Annotated in this window: 17 protein-coding genes; 12 read left to right on the top strand and 5 right to left on the bottom strand. The window is 32.1% G+C overall.

The features are described 5' to 3' along the window. Positions 1–101: 101 nt before the first annotated feature. On the top strand, positions 102–1667 hold the full coding sequence (locus tag GM3709_RS03710; protein ID WP_066116413.1) for a photosystem II high light acclimation radical SAM protein: 1566 nt from the start codon (positions 102–104) through the stop codon (positions 1665–1667). Positions 1668–1915: 248 nt separating this feature from the next. Here the strand turns inward: GM3709_RS03710 and prfA are convergent, their stop codons facing one another. The 4 genes from prfA to GM3709_RS03690 form a co-directional block, all read right to left on the bottom strand. Continuing rightward, positions 1916–3028: a peptide chain release factor 1 gene (prfA, locus tag GM3709_RS03705; RefSeq protein ID WP_066116411.1), complete on the bottom strand. Its 1113-nt coding sequence runs from the start codon at positions 3026–3028 to the stop codon at positions 1916–1918. A 425-nt stretch (positions 3029–3453) separates the two neighbouring features. Continuing rightward, positions 3454–4341, bottom strand: coding sequence for a hypothetical protein (locus tag GM3709_RS03700; RefSeq protein WP_066116409.1), 888 nt, complete (start codon positions 4339–4341; stop codon positions 3454–3456). Positions 4342–4431: 90 nt separating this feature from the next. After that, on the bottom strand, positions 4432–4947 hold the full coding sequence (locus GM3709_RS03695) for a hypothetical protein (RefSeq protein WP_066116408.1): 516 nt from the start codon (positions 4945–4947) through the stop codon (positions 4432–4434). A gap of 249 nt (positions 4948–5196) precedes the next feature. Beyond that, positions 5197–6960, bottom strand: a complete 1764-nt coding sequence (locus tag GM3709_RS03690; protein ID WP_066116406.1) for a serine/threonine-protein kinase — start codon at positions 6958–6960, stop codon at positions 5197–5199. A gap of 147 nt (positions 6961–7107) precedes the next feature. Here GM3709_RS03690 and GM3709_RS03685 point away from each other — a divergent pair, with 147 nt between their 5' ends. From GM3709_RS03685 to GM3709_RS03670, 4 genes are all read left to right on the top strand, one after another. Then, complete coding sequence (locus GM3709_RS03685) at positions 7108–7950, top strand: HEAT repeat domain-containing protein (protein WP_066116404.1); 843 nt, start codon at positions 7108–7110, stop codon at positions 7948–7950. A gap of 147 nt (positions 7951–8097) precedes the next feature. Further along, positions 8098–9060: an ABC transporter ATP-binding protein gene (locus GM3709_RS03680; RefSeq protein WP_066116402.1), complete on the top strand. Its 963-nt coding sequence runs from the start codon at positions 8098–8100 to the stop codon at positions 9058–9060. A 384-nt stretch (positions 9061–9444) separates the two neighbouring features. Continuing rightward, entirely contained in the window at positions 9445–12960 is a 3516-nt protein-coding gene (locus GM3709_RS03675) for an EAL domain-containing protein (RefSeq protein ID WP_066116400.1), read from the top strand. A 122-nt stretch (positions 12961–13082) separates the two neighbouring features. Then, positions 13083–14381: a mannosyltransferase family protein gene (locus GM3709_RS03670; protein ID WP_231937611.1), complete on the top strand. Its 1299-nt coding sequence runs from the start codon at positions 13083–13085 to the stop codon at positions 14379–14381. Positions 14382–14505: 124 nt separating this feature from the next. Here GM3709_RS03670 and GM3709_RS03665 read toward each other — a convergent pair whose 3' ends face one another. Beyond that, complete coding sequence (locus tag GM3709_RS03665) at positions 14506–16683, bottom strand: hypothetical protein (protein ID WP_066116398.1); 2178 nt, start codon at positions 16681–16683, stop codon at positions 14506–14508. Positions 16684–17251: 568 nt separating this feature from the next. Here GM3709_RS03665 and psbV point away from each other — a divergent pair. From psbV to GM3709_RS03630, 7 genes are all read left to right on the top strand, one after another. Beyond that, a complete protein-coding gene (gene psbV, locus GM3709_RS03660; protein ID WP_066116396.1) occupies positions 17252–17743 on the top strand; it encodes a photosystem II cytochrome c-550 in 492 nt (163 codons plus the stop codon). Positions 17744–17861: 118 nt separating this feature from the next. Next, on the top strand, positions 17862–18947 hold the full coding sequence (locus GM3709_RS03655) for an ABC transporter ATP-binding protein (protein ID WP_066116394.1): 1086 nt from the start codon (positions 17862–17864) through the stop codon (positions 18945–18947). Positions 18948–19094: 147 nt separating this feature from the next. After that, a complete protein-coding gene (locus GM3709_RS03650; protein WP_066116392.1) occupies positions 19095–19472 on the top strand; it encodes a DUF3119 family protein in 378 nt (125 codons plus the stop codon). Between the two features lie 83 nt (positions 19473–19555). Beyond that, positions 19556–20875, top strand: coding sequence for a DUF3086 domain-containing protein (locus tag GM3709_RS03645; protein ID WP_082712934.1), 1320 nt, complete (start codon positions 19556–19558; stop codon positions 20873–20875). Positions 20876–20966: 91 nt separating this feature from the next. Further along, positions 20967–21236, top strand: a complete 270-nt coding sequence (locus GM3709_RS03640) for a YciI family protein (RefSeq protein WP_066116390.1) — start codon at positions 20967–20969, stop codon at positions 21234–21236. 187 nt (positions 21237–21423) lie between these two features. Further along, positions 21424–22029, top strand: a complete 606-nt coding sequence (locus GM3709_RS03635) for a superoxide dismutase (protein WP_066116388.1) — start codon at positions 21424–21426, stop codon at positions 22027–22029. Positions 22030–22241: 212 nt separating this feature from the next. After that, on the top strand, positions 22242–23309 hold the full coding sequence (locus GM3709_RS03630; protein ID WP_173645698.1) for a glycosyltransferase family 1 protein: 1068 nt from the start codon (positions 22242–22244) through the stop codon (positions 23307–23309). Positions 23310–23473 lie beyond the last annotated feature (164 nt).

The raw sequence follows: 23473 nt of genomic DNA, 5'->3' as shown, positions 1-23473 counted from the left end.
ATTTAAAAAATGCCTAATGTAAAAATATATTAAGATAGATGAGAAAGAAAGTTATCTATTAAAACCGTTTACTCTCATTTAGTTAAGGAATTTTAAAAATCATGACAGAAAAAATATTATACCTGAGACTTCCTTGTAACCCAATCTTCCCTATTGGTGTTGTATATTTAGCTGATCATGTACATAAATTATTTCCTGAAATAGAACAAAAAATCTTCGATTTAGGCACAGTACCTCCTTTAGATTTCGATCGAGCTTTGATAGAATGTATTGATGAATTTAAGCCTACCATGTTAGTTTATTCATGGCGGGATATTCAAATTTATGCCCCTGTTGGTGGTAGAGGAGGCAATCCGTTACAAAATGCTTTTGAGTTTTATTATGCCAAAAATCCGTTAATTAGATTGAGAGGTGCATTCGGTGGTTTAAAGGTAGCAACGGCTTATTATGGGGAATTGTGGCGTAATGCAAGACTAATTAAAAAAGGCTTAAAACAAGCTAGTAAGTATAATTCCAATGTTAAAGTGATGGTGGGCGGTGGTGCAGTAAGTGTCTTTTATGAACAGTTGAAAACCGAATTACCAAAAGGTACGATCGTATCAGTGGGAGAGGGAGAAACCTTGATGGAGAAAATTCTCACTAACCAAGATTTTACTAATGAGCGTTGTTATGTAGTGGGGAGTAATGAACCAAGAAAAGGCTTAATTCATGAACAACCTAGCCCTCTCGAAAAAACTGCCTGTAATTACGATTATATTGCGAATATTTGGACAGAATTTGATTATTATTTTCAAGAAAATGACTTTTATATTGGGGTACAAACTAAGCGCGGTTGCCCCCATAATTGTTGTTATTGTGTCTATACAGTAGTTGAAGGTAAACAGGTTAGAATCAACCCTGCGGAAGAAGTAGTAAGGGAAATGCGTCAATTGTACGATCGAGGTATTCGCAATTTCTGGTTTACTGATGCTCAATTTATTCCGGCAAAAATGTATATAAATGATGCGATCGAACTCTTGACAAAAATAGCTGAATCTGGTATGCAGAATATACACTGGGCTTCCTACATTCGTGCTGACAATCTTACCCCTGAATTATGTGATTTGATGGTAAAAACGGGGATGAATTACTTTGAGATTGGTATAACTAGCGGTTCACAGGAATTAGTGCGTAAAATGCGCATGGGTTATAACCTAAGAAATGTCTTACAAAATTGTCGGGATTTAAAAACCGCAGGATTTAATGATGTGGTTTCGGTTAACTACTCTTTTAATGTTATAGATGAAACTTTTGATACTATTCGCCAAACGATCGCTTATCATCGAGAATTAGAAAATATTTTTGGTAGTGATAAAGTTGAACCGGCAATCTTCTTCATTGGTTTACAACCCCATACTCACTTAGAAGAATACGCCCTAGAAAAAAACATTCTTAAAGAAGGCTACAACCCTATGAGTATGATGCCTTGGACAGCTAAAAAACTGCTTTGGAACCCCGAACCATTAGGATCATTTTTTGGCGAAGTGTGTTTACAGGCATGGAAACAAAACCCTTTAGATTTCGGGCGAGAAGTGTTTAATATTCTTGAGCAAAAATTAGGCTGTGCGGATTTAGAAGAAGCACTCACTGCACCTATAACAAAAACAAAAGAACTTGTTAGAATTTAGTCACAGGATTCTTAAAGGCGATCGTAAAGTTACTTGAGTTCAACGCAAAAATTTTTGATTTAGGTAAGTTTTAGACTCGATACCTTTAGGTTTTAGGTTAATTTTTCAATTTTCGTTCAATTATTTAACTAAATTAATCGAGGAGGAAATCAATTATTGATAGTTGTTTATCAATTCTTTACCTAATACCTAATGCCTAATACCTAAAACCTTGTCTCTACCAAACCAAAATACTTTTTCAGCACTGACTAAATTAAGGCTTCCGCAGTGGTAGGAGATGCGGCCATTTGTTCTAATCTTTCTTGTTGATCTTGACCAATACAAGCCTGTATCACATCTTCGATTTTTCCTTCTAATACACTGTTCAAATCAAAGTTTCTACCCAGTCGATGATCTGTTGCTCGGTTATCTTTATAGTTGTAAGTACGAATTTTCTCCGATCGAGCGCCCGTACCAACCTGAGAGCGACGCATAGAGGTTACTTCGTCCTGTTGTTCCTTCATTTTAATTTCATAGAGTTTTGCTCGTAAAATTTGCATCGCCCGTTCACGGTTTTTTAACTGCGATCGTTCTTCCGTACAAAAAACTCGAATTCCCGTTGGTTTGTGCATCAAATCTACCGCAGTTTCCACCTTATTAACATTTTGTCCTCCAGCACCCCCTGATCGAGCGGTTGTTAGTTCAATGTCTTTAGGATCGATGTGTACTTCTACCTCATCCACTTCAGGCATAATTGCCACTGTCGCTGTGGAAGTGTGAACTCGTCCTCCTGCTTCTGTTAAAGGTACTCGTTGTACTCGATGTACTCCTGCTTCAAATTTGAGTTTACTATAGACACTATCCCCCGTAATTTCGAGAATCGCCTCTTTAAATCCTCCCATTTCGGCAGGAGATTCACTTAAAAGTTTCACATTCCAATTAACAGTTTCCGCATATCTTGAGTACATTCGCACTAAGTCTCCCGCCCAAATACTAGCTTCATCACCGCCAGTACCCGCACGAATTTCTAACATAATATTTTTGTCATCATTAGGGTCACGGGGTAGTAATAATAGTTTGAGTTGTTTTTCTAACTGCTCAATTTTTTCCTCTAATTCATCAATTTCTAACCCTGCTAATTCCTTCATTTCCGGATCTGCGTTAGACTCTTTATAAATTTCTTTTGCACCTTTTAAGTCCAATTGTGCTTTTTGCCATTCTTGATAAGTTATAACCGTTTCTTCCAAAGACGATCGCATTTTTGCTATTTTTTGCAATTCATCGGGATTGGTGGCAATATCCGGATCTCCTAATCGACGAGTTAATTCGGTAAATGTGCTTTCTACCGATGCTAATTTTTCTAATAAATAAGATTCAGCCATAATATATTTAAAATAAATTCTGAAAAATAATAATAATTGTTACGTTTTATTGTTCTTTATCTTCTGTCGATCGCAAAATCGATCGTGTCCATTAAGGAAAAAATACCATTACTTTTACATTAAGAAGTTACATTATTATAACAGTAAGCTGTTAGTATCTAAGTTTAATAGACAATGAGGAATGAGAAATTAAGGTGAAACTCATCTCAACTCCCAAATCCTAAACTTCACCTGAGTGAACTATAAAAATAGTTGATTACAATGACTGACTCCCGTTTACAAACACACAGGGAAACAGGTAGATTAGATTGTAGTTTTTGTAAATGAATAAAATTCTCTCAAAATATACAAATATTAAAAATTTTTCTCCCTGTCCACTTGTCCTCCTGTCTCGTCTTCATCATTTTTCTTCTGTCGAACTGAGGTTAAACTTCCATCATGGCACGAGAAATTAAACTTTTGGCGATCGATTGTGTACCAGTATGTTCAAAGTAATTAGTTGACATATCAATGAAAGCGGCGACATAATCAAATTGATCTTCAGAAAATTCCACAAAACTATGGAGATTTTTCATAACTGCACTTTGAGTGACATTGTGACTGCTTACAAATCCTGTCATCCACCCTTTAACAGCAGAAAAGCTATTACCAATAAACTGTAATTGTCCAGCAGGATTTCCTCCTGGAATTAAGCGACTGACACTATCAAAAGCAGGATTATTACTCAATTCCTTTGTGGTAAGATTGTTAATAGTCGATTCTACTTTAAGGATAAAATCTGCTCCGAAAGGTACTAAACCATCAAGGCAAATTAAGGCTGTCATACGCATTAAAGAGTCCGATTCATATTCTTTCAATGCCGCTACAAAATCTCCGATACTGTCACCGGGTAAACCATTTATTTGACAAAATGCAACTACTTCCACTACTAATTTTATGGCTAAATCGATGGCTTGGGCTTTCTCGTTATTGGGAGTTAACCGATTCAGAAAACTTAGTAAACCAATTTTTGAACCAACTTTATTAGCTAAAGCGGCTGCACCTAAAGCATAGTCAGCTTTATCTACTGTTTGATACAACCATAACGCATTTTGATAACCTTGAGTTTTATCATTAAACAACCATACTGCTCGATCGCCTATTTTTTGGATTATTTGCTCGTCAGTTTCCCCTGTCACTTCCCGAATCATTTGTTCAAAATTAGTGGTATTTTGCCATTGTCCGGGTATAACAAAATCAAGAGATTTTAATACCATCGTAGTGATATTATTTTGGGGTAAGTCATCAACTAATTCAAAAATTGCTTTACTCATTTTCTACCTCTGTTTAATATTTTTTAAGGAAATAATTAATAATTTATCTATCTTGTGAGTTCATCTATCTTGTGAGTTCAATTAAATTGTTTAATTTAACTTAGCTAAATTGCTGAGATCGAATTTACTTAACCAATCTTTTCTTTGCTCCAAATCAAAGTCAGTACTACTAGATTTTATACTTACTTGATAACGATCGGCGACTAAAACCGCAGTATTATTAGTTCCTTTTTCTACCACAGGAAAACCATTAATTTTGTCCGTAGAGTTCTTAAAATCTTCTTTAGCAGAAGGATTGCTCATAGTATCAAAAATAGCTAAAACAGCTAAATCTTGACCGTTGCGTTTTAATTTTGCTTGAACAAATCCTGATTTTTCTTGAGTAAAAACTCTTTCATATTCTCCACTACTAATAGGAAAAAATTTATTAAAACTAGCTCCCTTTACAGCATCTTTATCAACCGCAATATTTTTATTTCCTGCATTATTACTTTCTTGTTGTGCCTGTTCAAAACGAGAAGGAGGTTGAGGAGAACAAGAGGATATAAGTAGTAAAGAAAATAAACAAAAAGAGATTATTAAGCGAGATATATTTTTTTTATTCATGAGTTTTTTTAACTTAAAGAATAGTTAATAATAGTTTAAGATTGTTAAATTATTAGGTGTTTAAACTTCAATTATAACAAACCTTTTTAACTATTTATTACACACATGAGTATAACAGGTATTCATACAAATTATTTATATGGTCAAAATCGATCACTCAAAAGAAAAATTTTTATTTATCAATTCTCAATTATTTATTCGATATTTATTATTTTCATAAAGTATTAAAATTCTTTTAAAACCTAATATCTAACTTCTTAAACCTAATACTTGAATTTTATAAATTTGTTTTCTTTGTTCTTTTTTATTATTAGTAATTACTATTATTTTATCTTCTGTTAACATCTCGATCGAATTAATAGATAAAAGAATATTAGCTTCTCCTAAATAATTACCTTGCAAATCTAAAAAAGCAATGTCACCTGATGAACTACCGCAAATAAAACCCTTATTGCTAGGAACCCAAAAATCAGCTTTAAAATTAAGAGGAATACGACGAATTGAAAAAGGATTAAACTTAATTAAAACTAAATTATTGGTTTGTTTTTCTCTGGACAAGAAAGTATTAGAAATTGCAGGGTTATAAAGAAGATCATGTAAAAGTAAAGAAACCATATAGCTATCAGTCCATCCCCCCCGACGATTAAAAAAGCGGAAAAAGGTTTGATTTTTATTAATGTCTAATTGATTATATATTGCTACTCCATGATGTCGATCGATGCTAATAATTTGTTTAGGTAAAAAATCTTTCACTAAAGTATTAATAGGAGAAGAATTTTTAGTTTTAATAATCTGAAAACCTTGATCTAAATCTTGATTTTTATTAAGAGCAATCCACGAATAGTTATCAGGAAAAGCAAAAGTAAAAAACTCACTTTCTATTTCTATTAAATTTTTAATATTTTTTCCACAATGAAATAAATTATATTGGTTATATTTAAACAAACTTCTCGTAGCGACAACACAACCATCATTAACCACTTTAACATCGATAACTTGATCATTAAATTGATGTTTTATACCTTCATTTAAACTTATTTTATTCGTATCAAAATCTTCTTGATAATGTTTAATCCATAACGTTTTTTCCCCAGCTAAATAAATAACATTATCTTTTGTCACTAAATAATTAATTTGTTCAGGAGGTGACTCATCATAAATTAAATCTAAAGAAATTGACTTATAAGGAATATTTTTATATAAGGATTGATTATAGGTTTGCAATTCTAACGTTGCTCTTAAAATAGCAGTTTTCATTTCTTGAGGAGTACGAAATCGATGTTGAGGTAGTTTTTGTAGAGCCTGACTAACAATTTGTCCTAAAGGGAAAGGTATATCATCAGGTATTTTTGGAGTTTGATTCAAATGTTTGATCATAATCTCATAAGGACTACCACTGAAAGGACGAAAACCCATAAGTAATTCATATAATATAATTCCTACTGCGTAGAGATCGGAACTATAAGAGTATTTCCCATAAAATTGCTCAGGTGCCATATAAGCAGGTGAGCCAGTATCCCCCATAGTACTGGGGTTTACATTTTGATCTTCTAATTCAATTTTTGCCACTCCAAAATCTGATATTTTTGCATTCCAACCTTGAGGGGTGACACATAATAAAATATTTTCTGGTTTTAAATCTCGATGAATAATACCTTCTATATGAGCATGATTTAATCCTTCTAAAATGTCTGTAATAATTTTTAATTTTTGTTCTAAACTAAGCTCAAACGATGTTTCTAATAAATCTCTTAAAGTACCGCCTTCACAGTATTCTGTTATTAAAAAACGTCCTTTTTCATTATGTTTAATACCGTGACAACGAACAATATTGACATGATCTAAACTCAGGAGAATTCGCATTTCTTTTAAGAATTTTTTAGTAGAGAATTTTTGCGGATTTAATTCTTTTAATGCCACTAATTCCCCTGTTTGACGATGGATAGCTGTATATACTTTTCCGAACTGCCCTTCGCCCACTAAGTCTAATAATCTATAGTGAGAATCTTTCACAATTTTGATAGTTCTTAACTAGCGAAAATAATGTTTCAGATTATACCACTCGATCGATTTTTTCCTCTCCGTAAAAATAACTAAATTTAGGAAAATGAAGAACTGAGGTTAAAATAGAAATCTTGACTTTTTTAAAACTGTTTTATTATGAATACCCCAATATCTATTACCCCAGAAATAGTCATTACTGAAGGTCGTACTGCGATCGCCAATTTAAACCAAAAAGAAGATTTAGGACTAAGATACTATGCCGCTTGGTGGTTAGGAAAATTTCGGGTAAAAACAGCCGTAGCAGTAGAAAGTTTAATGAATGCCCTTGAAGATGAAGAAGATAGAGCTCCCGACGGGGGGTTTCCCTTACGTAGAAATGCCGCCAAAGCCCTGGGCAAACTAGATGATTTGAGGGCAGTTGAGCCTTTAATTAACTGTTTTGAATGCGATGATTATTATGTAAGAGAATCTGCCGCCCAAGCCTTAGAAATGTTAGGAGATTCAAGAGCAATTACACCTCTAATCAATCTTTTAGACAATGCCGTTGAAGAGGATAAACTAACTGATTATGCGTTATCTGGAGTGATTGGAAAACCTCATCTCAATCAACCCTATGAGGCTATTATTGAGGCTTTAGGCACACTTCAGGCTAAAGATGCTCTAAATCTAATTAAACCATTTCTTGATCATCCTACTCCTAAAATCGCTTATGCGGCGGCGAGAGCGATGTATCAGTTAACTCGTGATGATATTTATGGAGAAATGTTAGTAAGTGCATTAGAAGGAGAAGACTTACAATTAAGAAGATCGGCTTTAATGGATTTAGGCGCTATTGGTTATGTAAAATCAGGAGAGGCAATTACAGAGACATTAGCCGAAAATAGCTTAAAATTAATTGCCATGAAAGGATTACTAGAATATCAGATCAAACAAGATCAAAATAGTGAATTGTCTCCTGATAGCATCAAGTTAATGAATTTAATGGACACACTCTTATAATTTAAGGCAAGTTGCTGAAAAAGTATTTTGGTGAGAGGAGGGAAAAAGGAAGAGAGAAGAGGGAAGGGGCTTATAATGATACCAAGTATTATTTGTGAGTAAATATTTCCAAGTTCTATTTTCTTAATCTTTTTTGAGTTATATATTATGATTGAAGTCGAAAATTTAAGTAAAATTTACGGTGCAACTCAAGCGATTAAAGATATTTCTTTTTCAGTGGAAAAGGGTACTATTTTAGGGTTTTTAGGGCCAAATGGTGCGGGTAAAACTACAACTATGCGTATCCTTAGCGGTTATATCCCTGCAACGACTGGAAAAGCTACCATAGCAGGTTTTGAAGTCCATGAAAATCCTATGGCTGTCAGAGAAAGAATTGGTTATTTACCAGAAACGCCCCCTCTTTATACGGATATGACGGTGACAGAATATCTTGGTTTTGTGACAAAAATTAAGGGAATTTCTAGTGGCGATCGAGGGGAAAAAATCCAAAAGGCTTTAAAATGTTGTCAACTGGAAGATCGTGCTAATACTATTATCCACAAATTATCGAAAGGTTATCGCCAAAGAGTCGGTATAGCCCAAGCGATCGTTCATGAACCTCCTGTTATTATATTAGATGAACCCACAGTTGGTTTAGATCCTCGTCAAATTATTGAAGTCAGGAATTTAATTAAAAGTTTAGCAGGAGAAAGAACTGTTATTTTATCTACTCATATTCTGCCGGAAGTGAGTATGACTTGTGATTTTGTCACAATTATTAATAAAGGTGCAGTGGTAGCCACAGGAAAACCTGACGAACTTTTACAACAAATGCAGGGTAATAGTGGTTATGAAATAGAAGTAGAAGGAGACACCAGTAATTTATTACCAAAATTAGAAAAAATGTTAGGAATTAAAAGTGTGAACATAAAGGAAATAATGGACAAAAATAATCGTTTTCTGATTAATGTTACCCTTGATAAAAATTATGAATTAGGAAAAGATATTGCTAGTACTATTGTTCAGGAAAAATTGGGTCTTTACGAGATGAAAAGAAGTCATCCTTCCCTTGAAGATGTGTTTTTACAACTTACCACTAACGAATCATTAACTTCAGATACTTCTAACTAAAACTCTAAATTTGTATTTTTATCAACTTTTAATGATTAAGCTAAGAGATAGTGATAATAATTGATGTAAACTATATTAAAATAGATTTTTTGATCTTAACAGTTAATTATTTGTCATACTAATACAATATTTATCTTAATGCTTCATCTAAGTGAACAAAAAAAGTCAATAATTTCAATTTATCCTCATGAAAAACATTTTCATAAAAAAATTGTTAGTAAAATTATTTATGAGTGGAGATATAGCGAATAGCTGTCATTGATTTTTGTGATATGGACACCTCTTTTTTGCTATGAAACAAGAAATTTGTTTTATCTTTGCAAAATTGATTTAAGACTGTTATGTAAAATTTCCAAGGGTATTTGTTAAAAATAGGGGGGATTTATGAATTGGATGTTAAGTAGGAAAAATCAAAATAATCATAAGTCCCTTAATTATCTCGATCGATGTATATACTTGTCTGGTAGTCTTGACTCTTCATCTATTGATTTAGATAGTATTCATATTCCCATCGCTTTAATAAAAACTAATAACTATCATTTAATTTATGCCAATGATACTTTTAAACAAATATTTGAGATTTATAATCAAAATATCTTAGAAGAAAGTACCTTAGAAGATTATATAAAGCCTTATAATATTAAGCAAATTTTTGCATTGGCGGGAGAAAATCCCTATTTATTTATTCCCCACAATTCCGATAATAATAATGATAGTAAATCAGAAAATAATTTTGATTTATATAGCTTATCTCTACATCTAGTGACGTGGAAGTCTGAAAAAGTTATAATTTCTATTTTTCATCCTATTACACAAAAATCGGTGGTTGATTTAACAGCAGAATTATCCCATTTATCCTCTTTATTAAATAATCTACCATCTGTAGTTTATCGTTGTCGTCATGATTCCCAATGGACAATGGAATATATTAGTCAAAACTGTTGGAATTTAACTGGTTATGAAGCGATCGATCTCCTTAATAATAGCACTATTAGTTATCAAGATTTAATTTATTCTTGCGATCGTAAATTAGTCAGAGAAGAAGTTAATGCAGCTATTGCTTCTCGAACTATCTTTCAAATTGATTACAGAATAGTGTCTCGATCGGGCGAAATCAAATGGGTATGGGAACAAGGGCAAGGGATATATTCACCCACAGGAGAGTTACTCTTTTTAGAAGGATTCATCGTTGATGTTACAGAAAAAAGAAAAACGGAACAGGAAAAATCCTTGCTGTTAGATATAACTCAAGCAATTACTACTTCAGTCGATTTTGAAACCGCTTTGCTTTATACCTTACAAAAAGTATGTCAAGAAACTGATTGGGATTTTGGTGAGGCATGGTTGCCAAATCAAGAGGAAGAATTTTTTTATTATTCGACGGCATGGTTTTCCTCAGACAAAAATTTATTGTCTCCTGATATGATTTCTTTGGGAGATTTTAAACAAGAAAGTCATAATTTTACCTTCCCATTTTCTGTGGGATTACCCGGAAATGTTGCCACAGAAAAAAAAGCTATTTGGATAGAAGATATTACTCAAGAAGATTGGTTTTTGCGCAAAGATTTAGCTAAAAAATGTGGTTTAAAAACTGCTTTTGGAGTCCCTATTTTAGCGGGAGAAGAAGTTGTTGCTATTTTAATTTTTTTATGTCGTCAATGTCTCACGATCGATAAAAATTTATTAGGTATAGTAGAAAGTATTGCTTCTCAACTAGGAACTATTTTTAAACATAAACAAATAGAAATAGAATTGCATCAAAGTCAAAGACAATTAGCAACCATTGTTGATTCTACTTCGGGAATGTTTTTTCGCATTGCTTGTGATGATAATTGGGGAAAAGATTATATCGGTAAAGGATGTACTATCCTAACAGGTTATTCGGCTTCTGAATTATTAGTAAAAGGGAAAATTGACTTAACAAAATTTACTCATCCTCTCGATTTGCAGAGAGTTTTAAACTTAATTAAAAATAGTATTGAAAAACGTCAAGGTTATACCGTAGAATATCGTATTTTTACCAAAGATAATCAAGAAAAATGGGTTTGGGAAAAAGGGAAAGGTATCTTTAGTCGAGAAGGGCGTTTATTAGGTATTGAAGGTTGGATTACAGACATAAGCGATCGAAAACAAATGGAAGAAGCCTTATCTCAGGCAGAAAGTCGCTATCGGCACTTTTTTGAGAATGCCATTGAAGGAATTTTTCAAACCACTGTTGATGGTTATTATCTTAACGCCAATAAGGCTTTAGCTAGAATTTATGGTTATGATACCCCTCTACAATTGATTGAAAATTTGAATGATATAGAAAATCGCTTATATGTACAACCAGATAGAAGAAAAGAATTCATACAATTATTAGAGCAAAACGAAGCGATTACTAACTTTGAATCTCAAGTTTATCGCCGAGATGGCGGTATTATTTGGATTTCGGAAAATGCTCGTGCGGTGAGAAATATTCAAGGAGATTTACTCTATTATGAGGGTACGGTGGAAGATATTACTAAATATCGAGAAGCTCAAGAAAAATTGCATCGTCAAGCCTTTTACGATAATTTAACTCAATTACCGAATCGGACTCTTTTCCTACAACATCTTAGTAATAGTATTCATAAATTGAGGGAATTTTCATCATCGAATTATCAGTTTAGCGTTTTATTTCTCGACTGCGATCGATTTAAAGCTGTTAATGATAGTTTAGGTCATGGAGTAGGAGATTTACTATTAATAGCCATTGGAGAAAGACTACAAAATTGTCTGGGAGAAAAAGATATTGTTGCCAGATTAGGAGGGGATGAATTTACTATTCTTTGCGATGAGGTAACGGACATCAAACAAGTAGTTAAATTAGCAGAACAAATTAACTCAGTTTTTCAACCTCCCTTTGTTATTAATAAACATAAGCTATTTTGTGGAGTTAGTATCGGTATCTTTTTTAGTAGTAGTGTTGACATTGAAGAATATGAGCATTTAACTTCTTCGCAAGTACTACAGTATGCGGACACAGCTCTTTACAAAGCTAAATCTCAAAGACGAGGTTATTATCAAGTATTTCAAGGAGAAATGCACAATGAAGCCTTAGCAGAATTGCAATTAGAAAACGAAATTAGACAGGGTTTAATCGAAGAAGAATTTTGTCTTTATTATCAACCAATAATGGAGATTTATAGTGGACAAATAAAAGGATTTGAAAGTTTAATTCGTTGGAATCATCCCCAGAAAGGATTAGTTACTCCTAACCAATTTATTAATTTAGCCGAACAAACTGGGTTAATTGTTCCGATGGGTTTTGGTGTTTTAAAACAAGCCTGTAAACAATTAAAACAATGGCATCAAGAATTATTAATAAATAATCCTCACGGACTGGAATTACCTATTCTTAGTGTTAATTTATCCTGTCAAGAATTTAATGTTGAAAACTTTTTAACAACCTTAGATAAAACTTTTGAAGAAACAGGACTTGATCCTAAATATATTAAATTAGAAATTACTGAAAGTTGTTGTATTTTTCAAGAAGAATTTACCCTCGATATTTTACAACAAATAATCGATCGAAAAATTCAATTATGGATAGATGATTTTGGCACAGGATATTCTAGTTTAAGTTATTTACATAAACTACCAATTCATGGTTTAAAACTCGATCGATTTTTTACCTCTAATCTGGAAGAAAATCCTAACAAAATTAAAATTGTTAAAGCGATTTTATCCTTAGCAGAAGATTTGGGCTTAGAAGTTATCGCTGAAGGCATTGAAACAAAAAAACAATTAATTATCTTAGAAGAAATAGGCTGTAAATTAGGACAAGGTTATTTATTTTCTCGTCCATTATGTCCAGAAAATGCCTTTGATTTTTTCCATCATCCTAGTTTATTTATGTTAAGAAAAAATGAAAAATAATTGAATAATGTACAATGTACAATTGACAGTTATCTCTAGCTAAAAAAGAAGAGGATTAAATTATAGAATGGAAACTTTTTATAATCTTTTTCTCCTTAAAAAGAGAAGGCTTTAAACCTTGAATGGATCAATTATCAATTGGTAGAAATGAATATATCATGTTTCTAAATAATTATTTTCAAAAAAAAAATTTATTTTATCCTTTCAAAATTTGGTTATTAACAAGAACTATAATTTTAGTAGCAATATTAGGAATTGCCCCTTTATTATCTGCACCCCATGGAGGTGTAGAAGCTAAATTTGGGTGGGAAGTATTTTCAGCTTGGGACAGTAATTTTTATCTAAAAATAGCCTCTTCTGGATATGAATATATAGATGGAAATGCCGGAGCAGATTCTGCTTTTTTTCCTTTATTTCCATTACTAATTCATTTAGGCACAAGAATTGGAATTCAACCAGAAATTGCAGGATTAATCATTAATAACTTAAGTTTTTTAATAGCTTTATTTTTATTATATGATTGGCTTAAAGATGAACTAAAAATTAAAGAAGTAAAATGGATAATTTTAGTTTTAGCATTTTCTCCACTATCTCTATTTGGTAGCGTAATTTATACAGAAGGCTTATTTTTATGTTTCAGTATTGGTGCATTAAGAGCATTCCAAAAACAACAATATATTGCCTTAAGTATATTTGGTTTTTTAGCTACTGCTACAAGAATTACAGGATTAGCTTTAGTTATTGCATTTTTGATAGTTTGTTGGCAAAAAAAACTTTCTTTAGTTGCCTATATCTCTAGTTTAACGGCTAGTTTAGGAGTTATTTTTTATGGTTTTTTTTGTTGGTTAAAATTTGGCAACTTTTTTACTTTTATTCAAGTTCAACATGAAATTTGGGAAAGAAAAAAAGGTTTTGATTGGCAAGGTTGGGAAAAAATGTTTATGCAAATTATTATTGGAAGTTATAACTATAAAGAAGGCAAAATAGTTGATTGGCTTCATCCTTTGGTTTTTATTTTAATTGTATTGCTTTTCATTTCAACACATTTTTTATCTAATAAATTAGGAAAAATAAAGACCGATTATATTTTGTGTTTTTTATGTTTTGGTTTATGGCTATTAGCTGGAGATCCTTTACTTAATACGATTCCTATAATCGGTGGAATATATTTATTATATTATCTTCGTTTTTCCTTAGATAAAGCAACCTTAATTTATGGTTTTTTAGGTTTAGGTTTATTGCTGACTTCTGGGGGAACAATTTCTCTGAATCGTTTAGCTTATGGTATCGTACCGTTAAGTATTGCATTAGGAATTTTACTTTCTCGAAATCATCGTTGGGGTTATTGTGTAATGGCTTTTTTTACTCTTTTATTATTTTTATTTTCTATTCGTTTTGCTCAAGAATTATGGGTTGCATAAAAGACCATATTAATATTTTTAGATAAAGTATTATTACTATTACTCATTTTCTACCTTAATCAAGTATCTATGACTTTGTTTTAATAAATTTTTTGCTTCTTATATTTATCATTTATTTATTAACTTATGTATTCTCTCGAACATAAATCTCCCACATTTGTTGATAAGCCTTTTCCATTTCTCTCGCAAACTGTTTGCTATTCCACAAAGGAGATGTTTTTTTGGATTTTCGCAACTTCCAACTAACTTCTTTTCTCAACTCCTCATCAGTACCAAATTTAATACCCCATTCAATATATTCTTCCTCACTCCATGCAATACCTTCAGTGATACCTGCATTCATCATGTAAGTATAACTATTACGAGCGGCAAATTGTTCTCCTACTCTCGTAACTACAGGAATTTCTGCCCAAAGTGCTTCAAGAGTAGTAGTTGAGCCATTGTAGGGATAAGTATCAAGAATCACATCAGCAATATATAAATTTCCTCGATGGGTTTCTACACTGGCATCAGAAGGAATAAAACGTAATCTCTCGACAGAGATATTTTCCGATTGAGCAATCTCCTTGACTAATTCTTTTAAGGCTTCCTCATCTTTACGAATTTTAGTAAATAAATAACTATTAGGCACTGCTTTAATAATTTTTAGTTGAGACTTAAGAATATCGGGGTTAAGTTTGGCGGGATTTTGTAAATTCATAAAAATAATATCATCATTTTTAACATCTAAGTCCTCTCGACGCAGAGTTGGTGTGGCAATTTCAAAACCATCAATAGCAAGATAAGTATTCGGTAAACGCCAAATTTTTTCTCGATAATATTTTTCTGCATAATCAGGTAAGACATAAGGATCGGCAATGTAATAATCGATCGTGGGTAAACCAGAAGCATCTAAGCCTAGCCATGTCACTTGAATTGGTGCCGGTTTTTGACACAAAACTAAAGTAGTTATATTATTCGTAATACTATCAAGATCTACCAAAATATCAATTTGATCTTCAGCAATTTTTTTCACTAAATCATCTATATTTCTTTCCCCTGCAAAAAAAACTTCAGATTTTTCCTTAAACCATTTTTTTGTAATATTATCTTCTGGTCCTTGCACCGCATAAATATATATTTTAAATAAATTTGAATCGTGATGATTAATTAACCAACGACATAAATAGCCCACTGAATGACCACGAAATGTATAGCCAATATAACCAATTTTTAGATGTTTTTTGTCTTTAATTTCAGAGTGATTAATTCTTTTTTCTGACAGATTTGTATTTTCATTGGAACGATAAAATAAAGAGGAAATACCATTAAATAGATGGCGATTATGAATTAAATTATCTTGTAGATATAAAGATGAAATTAAACCGGCTAAAAAAGTGGTTTTAATAGAGGGATCTTTCACTACAGAATTTTCAGTAATGATTTCTGTCCAATCTTTAACTTGTTCTGCTTGTATTTCAGATGCTTTTTGCCATTTTCCAATACTGAGATAACAATAAAATAAAAAATTATTGCTTAAAATTCTTCCTTCAAAATCAGGTTTTTTTTGTTTAATTGTTTCCGCCATTCTAATGGCATCTTCATATTTATAAATGTTTAAGTAAATTATATATAACCCGATATATAAACTTAAATCTTCGGGCATAAATTTAATACATAACTTGAAAAGATCGATCGCATATAAAATATATGAACAATTATCTATTCCTAATAAATGAGCTATATACTTTATTTGGTTTTTAATATCAGAATTATTGAAATCATAAATTAAGGCAGCTTCCGCTAATTCAAGACTTTCTTTAGTTGGTAATCTGACAATTTTATCTAAAACTCTTAACAAAATATGAGGGGAAATAGATTGAGGATTCTCCGCTTTTAGTAGTTGTAAAATACCCCAATCAATAATGTAAAGAATATTGAAGTTGTTAGTTTCGATCGACAAGTTTAATAGATACAAAAGATTATCTAAATTTTCTGGATTTATTTCTTTGATAACAGAACGAATATCCCAAGCCAAATCATAAGATTTATTTTGTTCTTGTTGAACAGCTTCAAAACATAATATATTAACTAATTCTTCAGTCCATAACTCAGTTTCTTCCTCATCAGCATTACCAAAAGGAATAAACCAAGTAGTTTGTGCTTCTGTTTCTTGCCTGTTTAATAAATAAGCTAACCCTAAATACCAGTAATTATCAAGTTCATCGGGGTTATTTTCTGTTATTTCTTCATAGATTTGGATTACTTGTTGATAGTTATTCTGTTCTAAAAAAGGTATTACCGAAGGATGCCAGTTTTTCATATTCGATCTGTTAAAACTATTATTATACTTATACTCATATTTTTTCTCCTTCAAACTCGGAGGATATAAAGATAATTAATGCTCTAATACCGTTAAATCACCCAATACAGGAGGAGTCTGTTCTTGTTGTTTTAAGATTAATTGGTATTGAATAGTAAATTCTTTAATTTTATTCAATACTACTTCAACATCATTGAAAATATGGTCATTGATAAATCTTATTAGTTTAATCTCAGTTCGGGATAAGAAAGTGGACAAATATTAAGCTAACCTGAGTTCAATGTGAGAAACCTTTTTATTAATATCGTCGAAATTATCGAGATCTCTAGTATTTTTTGTAATTAATCAAGATTTATTACTGTATATTTTTCTGTAATTAAAGATTACCAAACAAAACTTATAGTACTTAATTATTAGTTATTTAAAATTCTGAATTAGGGATCAATAATAATTATTAACAAAACTTTACAATAATTCCTCAAATATGAACCAATTTTGAGAGAAAATGATTAGGGTATAATCTGAAACCCTCAAAAAATATCCAAAAAAAAATATTTGTTTTAGAATTATGTTGAAAAAAGTTTTTTTAATCTTAGTAGCAGGAGTCATTTTTGCGTGGCAGTCTTTTGCCGGAACTGCAAATGCTCTTAGCTTAAGTAATGAAATTCGCACAGTGCCTTTAAATGAAGATGGTGCGTCAATCACTTTATCAAATAAAGACGCACAACTTGGCTCAAAATTGTTCATTGATAATTGTTCTCAATGTCACATCCAAGGTAAAACCAAAACTAACCCTAACGTTGGTTTAAGTAAAGAAAGTTTAGCTAACGCACTTCCTGCTAGAGACAATTTATTGGGTTTAGTGGATTATATTAAAAACCCTACCAGTTATGATGGTGAAGAGGATATTTCCTTATATCATTTAAGCACCGAAAGACCTGATCTTTGGCCTGAAATTCGTAATTACACCGATGAAGATATTAAAGCGGTTGCCGGTTATATCTTAATTCAAACTAACGCCGATCCTAAATGGGGTAAACGTTCACTCATCGAACCGTAGTTCACAATTAACAATTGACAATTGACAATTAACAATTACTGATTCTTGATTATTCACTGTTGCCCCGTTAGTATCTTACACTAGATTAATTTATCACCTTGCTAAGTATAAATTCAAGATGGCGACAGTAACTTTAGAAAATATTGCCCGTAGTTTTAATCACGTCAAGGTTATTTCTGATATTAGTTTTCAAGTACCTGATGGAGAGTTTTGGGTATTAGTTGGCCCCTCTGGTTGCGGTAAATCTACTATACTAAGATCGATCGCTGGTTTAGAGTTTGTTAGTGAAGGTAATTTATATTTTGACGATGTGTTAATGAATACCATCCCTGCCAGAGAAAGAGATGTGGCAATGGTTTTTCAAAATTATGCTTTATATCCTCATTTTACCGTTGCACAAAACCTTAGTTTTGGCTTAAAAATGCGAGGAGTCAACAAATCCCTTATTGCTGAAAAAGTTGAGTTTGTTTCCCAAATTCTTGATATAAACCACTTATTACATCGTAAACCTAAAGACTTGTCTGGTGGACAACAACAAAGAGTTGCACTAGGTAGAGCAATTATTAGACAACCTAAAGTATTCTTATTAGATGAACCTTTATCAAATTTAGATGCTCAATTACGAGATCAAACACGCACAGAATTAAAAAAACTTCATAATAAAGTAGGAATTACTACGATTTATGTTACCCATGATCAAGTAGAAGCTATGACTCTAGGCGATCGAATTGTAGTTTTAGATCAAGGAAAAATACAACAAATTGGCACACCTGCAGAAATCTATAATAATCCTATTAATCGTATGGTAGCAACTTTTTTAGGTACACCTGCCATGAATATTATTCCCGTTACCTATCATGATGGTGCATTGTGGATTAATCAACAACAATCTCTCCCCTTAACTCCTTATTGGAAGGAGAAAATACCCCCTCATAATGGGCAAGGTTGGGATTTAGGTATTCGTCCTGAATATATTAGTGTAAATGAGGAGAGTTTTTCAGATAATGATATTTTAGCCCAAGTGGAAGTAATCGAGCCTTTAGGAAAAGAAATTTTAGTCAATGCTATTATTCTGGACTCGGATATAAATATTAACTTACAGTTGCCGATTCAATGGACAGGAAAACGAGGCGATCGAGTTAAGATAAAATTTACCTTAGATTATAGCCACATTTTTGATCCCATTTCGGGGGAAAGAATTTAATGATGCTTCAGAATCAAGAAAACAGGTGAACTAAGATACTGGGAGAAAATGTATTAATTCCTCATCCCTAATTACTTATTTCCCATTTTTAGCACGATCGACTTAAAATATAAAGAATATTAAACCAAGATTTTAGTTAAAAAACTAATGAAAAGCAGTGTTTTGTCCTCAGAATCCGTAATATTAGCTCCTAATTATCGCATTCCTTTTGTGATTATTATTGGTGGAATTGCCTTAAGTTTATTACAAATTATTCTCGGTGTTGTAGTGACATTATTCGGCATATTTTTATTTATTCAAGCTAACATAATTAAGTTAAAATTTACCTCGATCGCATTAGAAGTTTATCGAGGAGAAAAAAATATCAGAACATTTCCTTATAAAGAGTGGGAAAATTGGGCTATTTTTTGGCAACCTGTACCTATTTTATTATACTTTAAAGAAGTCAATAGTATTCATTTTATCCCTATAATCTTTGATCCTGTTGCCTTAAAAGAATGTTTAGAAAAATATTGTAAAAACTGACAGTAACAATAATTATTTATTAATTTATCTACGATATTATTCCTCTCTATTAAGTAAAATAAATTTCACTATTTTAAATTACCATGTCAGATATAAAAAAAGAATTACAAGAAAAAAACATAGATTTAGATTATTCTAATGATGATGATTTATGGGAAGCACAATCAGAAAAAACATCTACTATTAATTTAGAGACAGAGTCGATCGAATTTGAAGAATCAACGGTAAATTCCAGTGCAAATATAGAAGAATTAACCATAAATCCTAGTTCAGATTTCCAAGAAAAAGAAAATCATTCCTATGATGCTCATGAAGTAAATAATACAGAATTAGAAAATTTATCGATCGAAGAAATGGAGATAGATTTAGAACAAAAAAATGAAACTAATTCAGTTTTAGAACATGACAAAATCGAAGTTAAATGGGAAGAAACTGAGAGAGAAATAATCGACGATATATCAATAGAAAATCAAGACTTAATAACAGAAATTAAAACCTTAGAAATTCAAAAACAAAACTTGATAAAAGATCAAGAAAAAATTAGAGAAAATATCAATTTGTTACTTCAAGAAGGACTAAAAGAATTAGAACAAAAAAAACAAGATTTAGAGTTGCAAATTCAAAAATTAGAACGCCGAAAAGAGAAAATCGATCGAGAAATGAAAACAACTTTTTCCGGAGTTTCTCAAGACTTAGCTATTCGAGTACAAGGTTTCAAAGATTATTTAGTTGGTAGTTTACAAGACTTAGCCGCTGCAGCCGAACAGTTAGAATTACCGAGTAACAACTCTCAATCATGGGAAAAAACTCCCAATCCTATCCCCATTCCCCAAAACAATAATCCTAACCCTCAATTTGTCGAAAAAAACTTTAAAGAAGAAACCCGTCAAATCCGTAGTTTATTAGATCAATATCGTACTCGACCTGATTACTATGGGCCACCTTGGCAGTTACGCCGTACCTTTGAACCTATCCACGCTGAAAGAGTTAAAGAATGGTTTTTTACTCAAGGAGGTAGGGGAACTTTACGCAGTATGGGATCAAGACTACAAAATATTTTAATAGCTTCAGCTATCATGTCCATTCTCTCTCAATTATACGGCGATCGAGCAAGAACCTTAATTTTAGCAGACACTCCTGAAAGACTAGGAGAATGGAGACGAGGTTTACAAGACTGTTTAGGTATTTCTCGCAGTGATTTCGGCCCTAATCGGGGAGTCGTATTATTTGAAACTTCAGAGGCCTTAATTCAAAAAGGCGATCGCATTGTCGAAGAAAAAGATTTACCATTAATCATAATGGATCAAACTGATGACAAAGTTAGCCTTTCACTGTTAAAATTTCCCCTATGGTTGGCATTTGCACCAGAACAAACAACTCAATCTTCCAACTATTATTATTAACAGCAAAGGTTTGAGATATTAAAAAGATAAATCAATATATTCGTAGTAAAGACAAAAGCCCTTTAATTTATTCACTATTAATTAATTATTTATGGCAAAATACATTTTATTTGGAAGTTATTGTGACAATGCTTTAGAAAAAAGAACACCTTATCGCCAAGCACATTTAGAAGGCTTAGGAAAACAAAAAGAAGCAGGTATTTTAATTACTTTAGGTCCAACAAAAGATAATACTAAAGTCTTTGGTATTTATGAGGCAGAAACTGAGGAAATAGTCAAAAATTTAGTAGAATCGGATCCTTATTGGCGAAATAATATTTGGACTGATTACGAAATTAAAGAGTGGATTCAAGCCTTTTAGAAGTTGTTTAAAAGTGTCAAATTTTTATCGCGAATTCCCTAACCCTCTGTTGAAATTGATTTCAAAGTTAGTTAACGGGGTTTAACTTGCTTCTTCTTATCCCCCCCATAGGGATTGTTTAAAGACACCAATTACTATAATATAAACCAAGTAACCGATAATAAGATCAGATAACAAGATCAATAATATGGCTTATCAATTACCAACACTTCCTTACGAATATACTGCTTTAGAGCCTTGTATCTCTAAAAGTACCTTAGAGTTTCATCACGACAAACATCATGCGGCTTATGTTACTAACTTTAACAAAGCTGTGGAAGGTACGGAATTAGACTCTAAATCCATTGAAGAAGTCATCACCATTACGGCTACTAATCCAAGTCAAGCAGGTATTTTTAATAATGCCGCCCAAGCATGGAATCATAGTTTTTATTGGCAATGTATGAAACCCAATGGAGGTGGAACTCCTAGCGGTGCATTGGCGGACAAAATTGAGGCAGATTTTGGAAGTTTTGACAAGTTTGTGGAAGCATTTAAAACCGCAGGGGCGACTCAATTTGGTAGCGGTTGGGCATGGTTAGTGTTAGACGGTGGTGCTTTAAAAGTTACTAAAACGGGTAATGCTGATAATCCCTTTACTGCTGGACAAATTCCTTTGTTAACAATGGATGTATGGGAACACGCTTACTATTTAGATTATCAAAATAAGCGTCCTGACTATATTAGCGATTTTCTCGGTAAATTAGTTAACTGGGATTTTGTAGCTGACAATTTTGCCAAAGCTACCGCTTAATAGTTAAAAATTATGAATGAGGAGTTAGAATTAGGAATTTTTAACACTACTCACTTTGAAATTAATTTCAAGGCGAATAGTAAAAGTCGGCGAAAAGGAATGTTAGCAATGACTATTGACTAAAACCTAATTTTCAATTCTTCTTCTCTATCCAGTGAAAAATTATATTGACTAATATAGATAAATCTCAAAAACTACTTTTAAATTTGTCAATGTTGGTGACTAAACCTACGGGAATCACCAATTATATTAATAATATCATACCTTATTTTTCTTCTTTACCCTACACAAGTTTATTAGGGGAAAAATATCTTAACGATAATTATCAAAATCCTATTTTTATCAGTGAAAATTTAAGTCCTGATTATGGAAGTAAAGGGCATTTTTTACGATTAAAGTGGACTCAGTTTCAGTTACCAAATCTTTATCATAATTTGAGGGCGAATTTATTATTTTCTCCTGTGCCAGAAATGCCTCTTTTTTCTAAGTGTCGGGGGATTGTTATGGTACATGATTTAATCCCTATTCGTTTTCCGAAGAAAAAATCTCCTCTAACTCCTTACTTTCGTTATTATATTCCCCAAGTTTGTCAACAAGCCGAACATATTATCTGCAATTCCCAAGCAACGGCTGATGATATTATCAATTATTTTCATATTCGGGCTCAAAAAATAACACCTATTTACTTAGGTTATAATCCTGAAAATTTTAAGGTTTTAGACTCATTAAAACCCCACGACAAAATTCCTTATTTTCTCTATTTAGGCCGACATGATCCTCATAAGAATGTTAGTAAAATTATCTCGGCTTTTGCTAAGTTTAAATATCAGAAAAATTATGAGTTATGGTTAGCAGGGCCTTCTGACGATCGATATACTCCATTTTTACAACAACAATCCATCGAACTTGGAATTGAAAATCAAGTAAAATTTTTAGATTATGTTTCTTCTGAAGATTTACCACGAATACTTAATCAAGCTCAAGCTCTTGTCTTTCCTACTCTTTGGGAAGGTTTCGGTTTTCCTGTATTAGAGTCGATAGCTTGTGGTACTCCTGTTATTACTTCTAATATATCTTCTTTACCAGAGGTAGTAGGAGAGGCAGGATTATTAGTTAATCCCCACAATATTAACAGTATTAGTTCAGCTATGAATCAAATGGCTGAAGATGATCAACTTCGATCACAACTGATAGAATTAGGTTTAAAAAGAGCTAAAAAATTTAGTTGGGAAAAAACGGGAAAAGACACTGTTGAAGTCATCAAAAAATATTTAAACTAACAAAAATTTTTATAAATGAAAAGTTGAGAATGGAAAGAGATAATGAGTTTTTAGTGAACAGTTAATTGCTCATAGTCGCTTTAGCTGACTTTCACTATTAGATTTGAAATAAATTTCAAAGTGGGTTATGTTAAAAATTCCTTATTCCTTATTACTCATTCCTC

It is taken from the genome of Geminocystis sp. NIES-3709 (assembly GCF_001548115.1).
Lineage (GTDB): Bacteria > Cyanobacteriota > Cyanobacteriia > Cyanobacteriales > Cyanobacteriaceae > Geminocystis.
The sequence above is the reverse complement of the archived record's forward strand: the minus strand, read 5'-3'. Positions and strand labels throughout refer to the sequence as shown.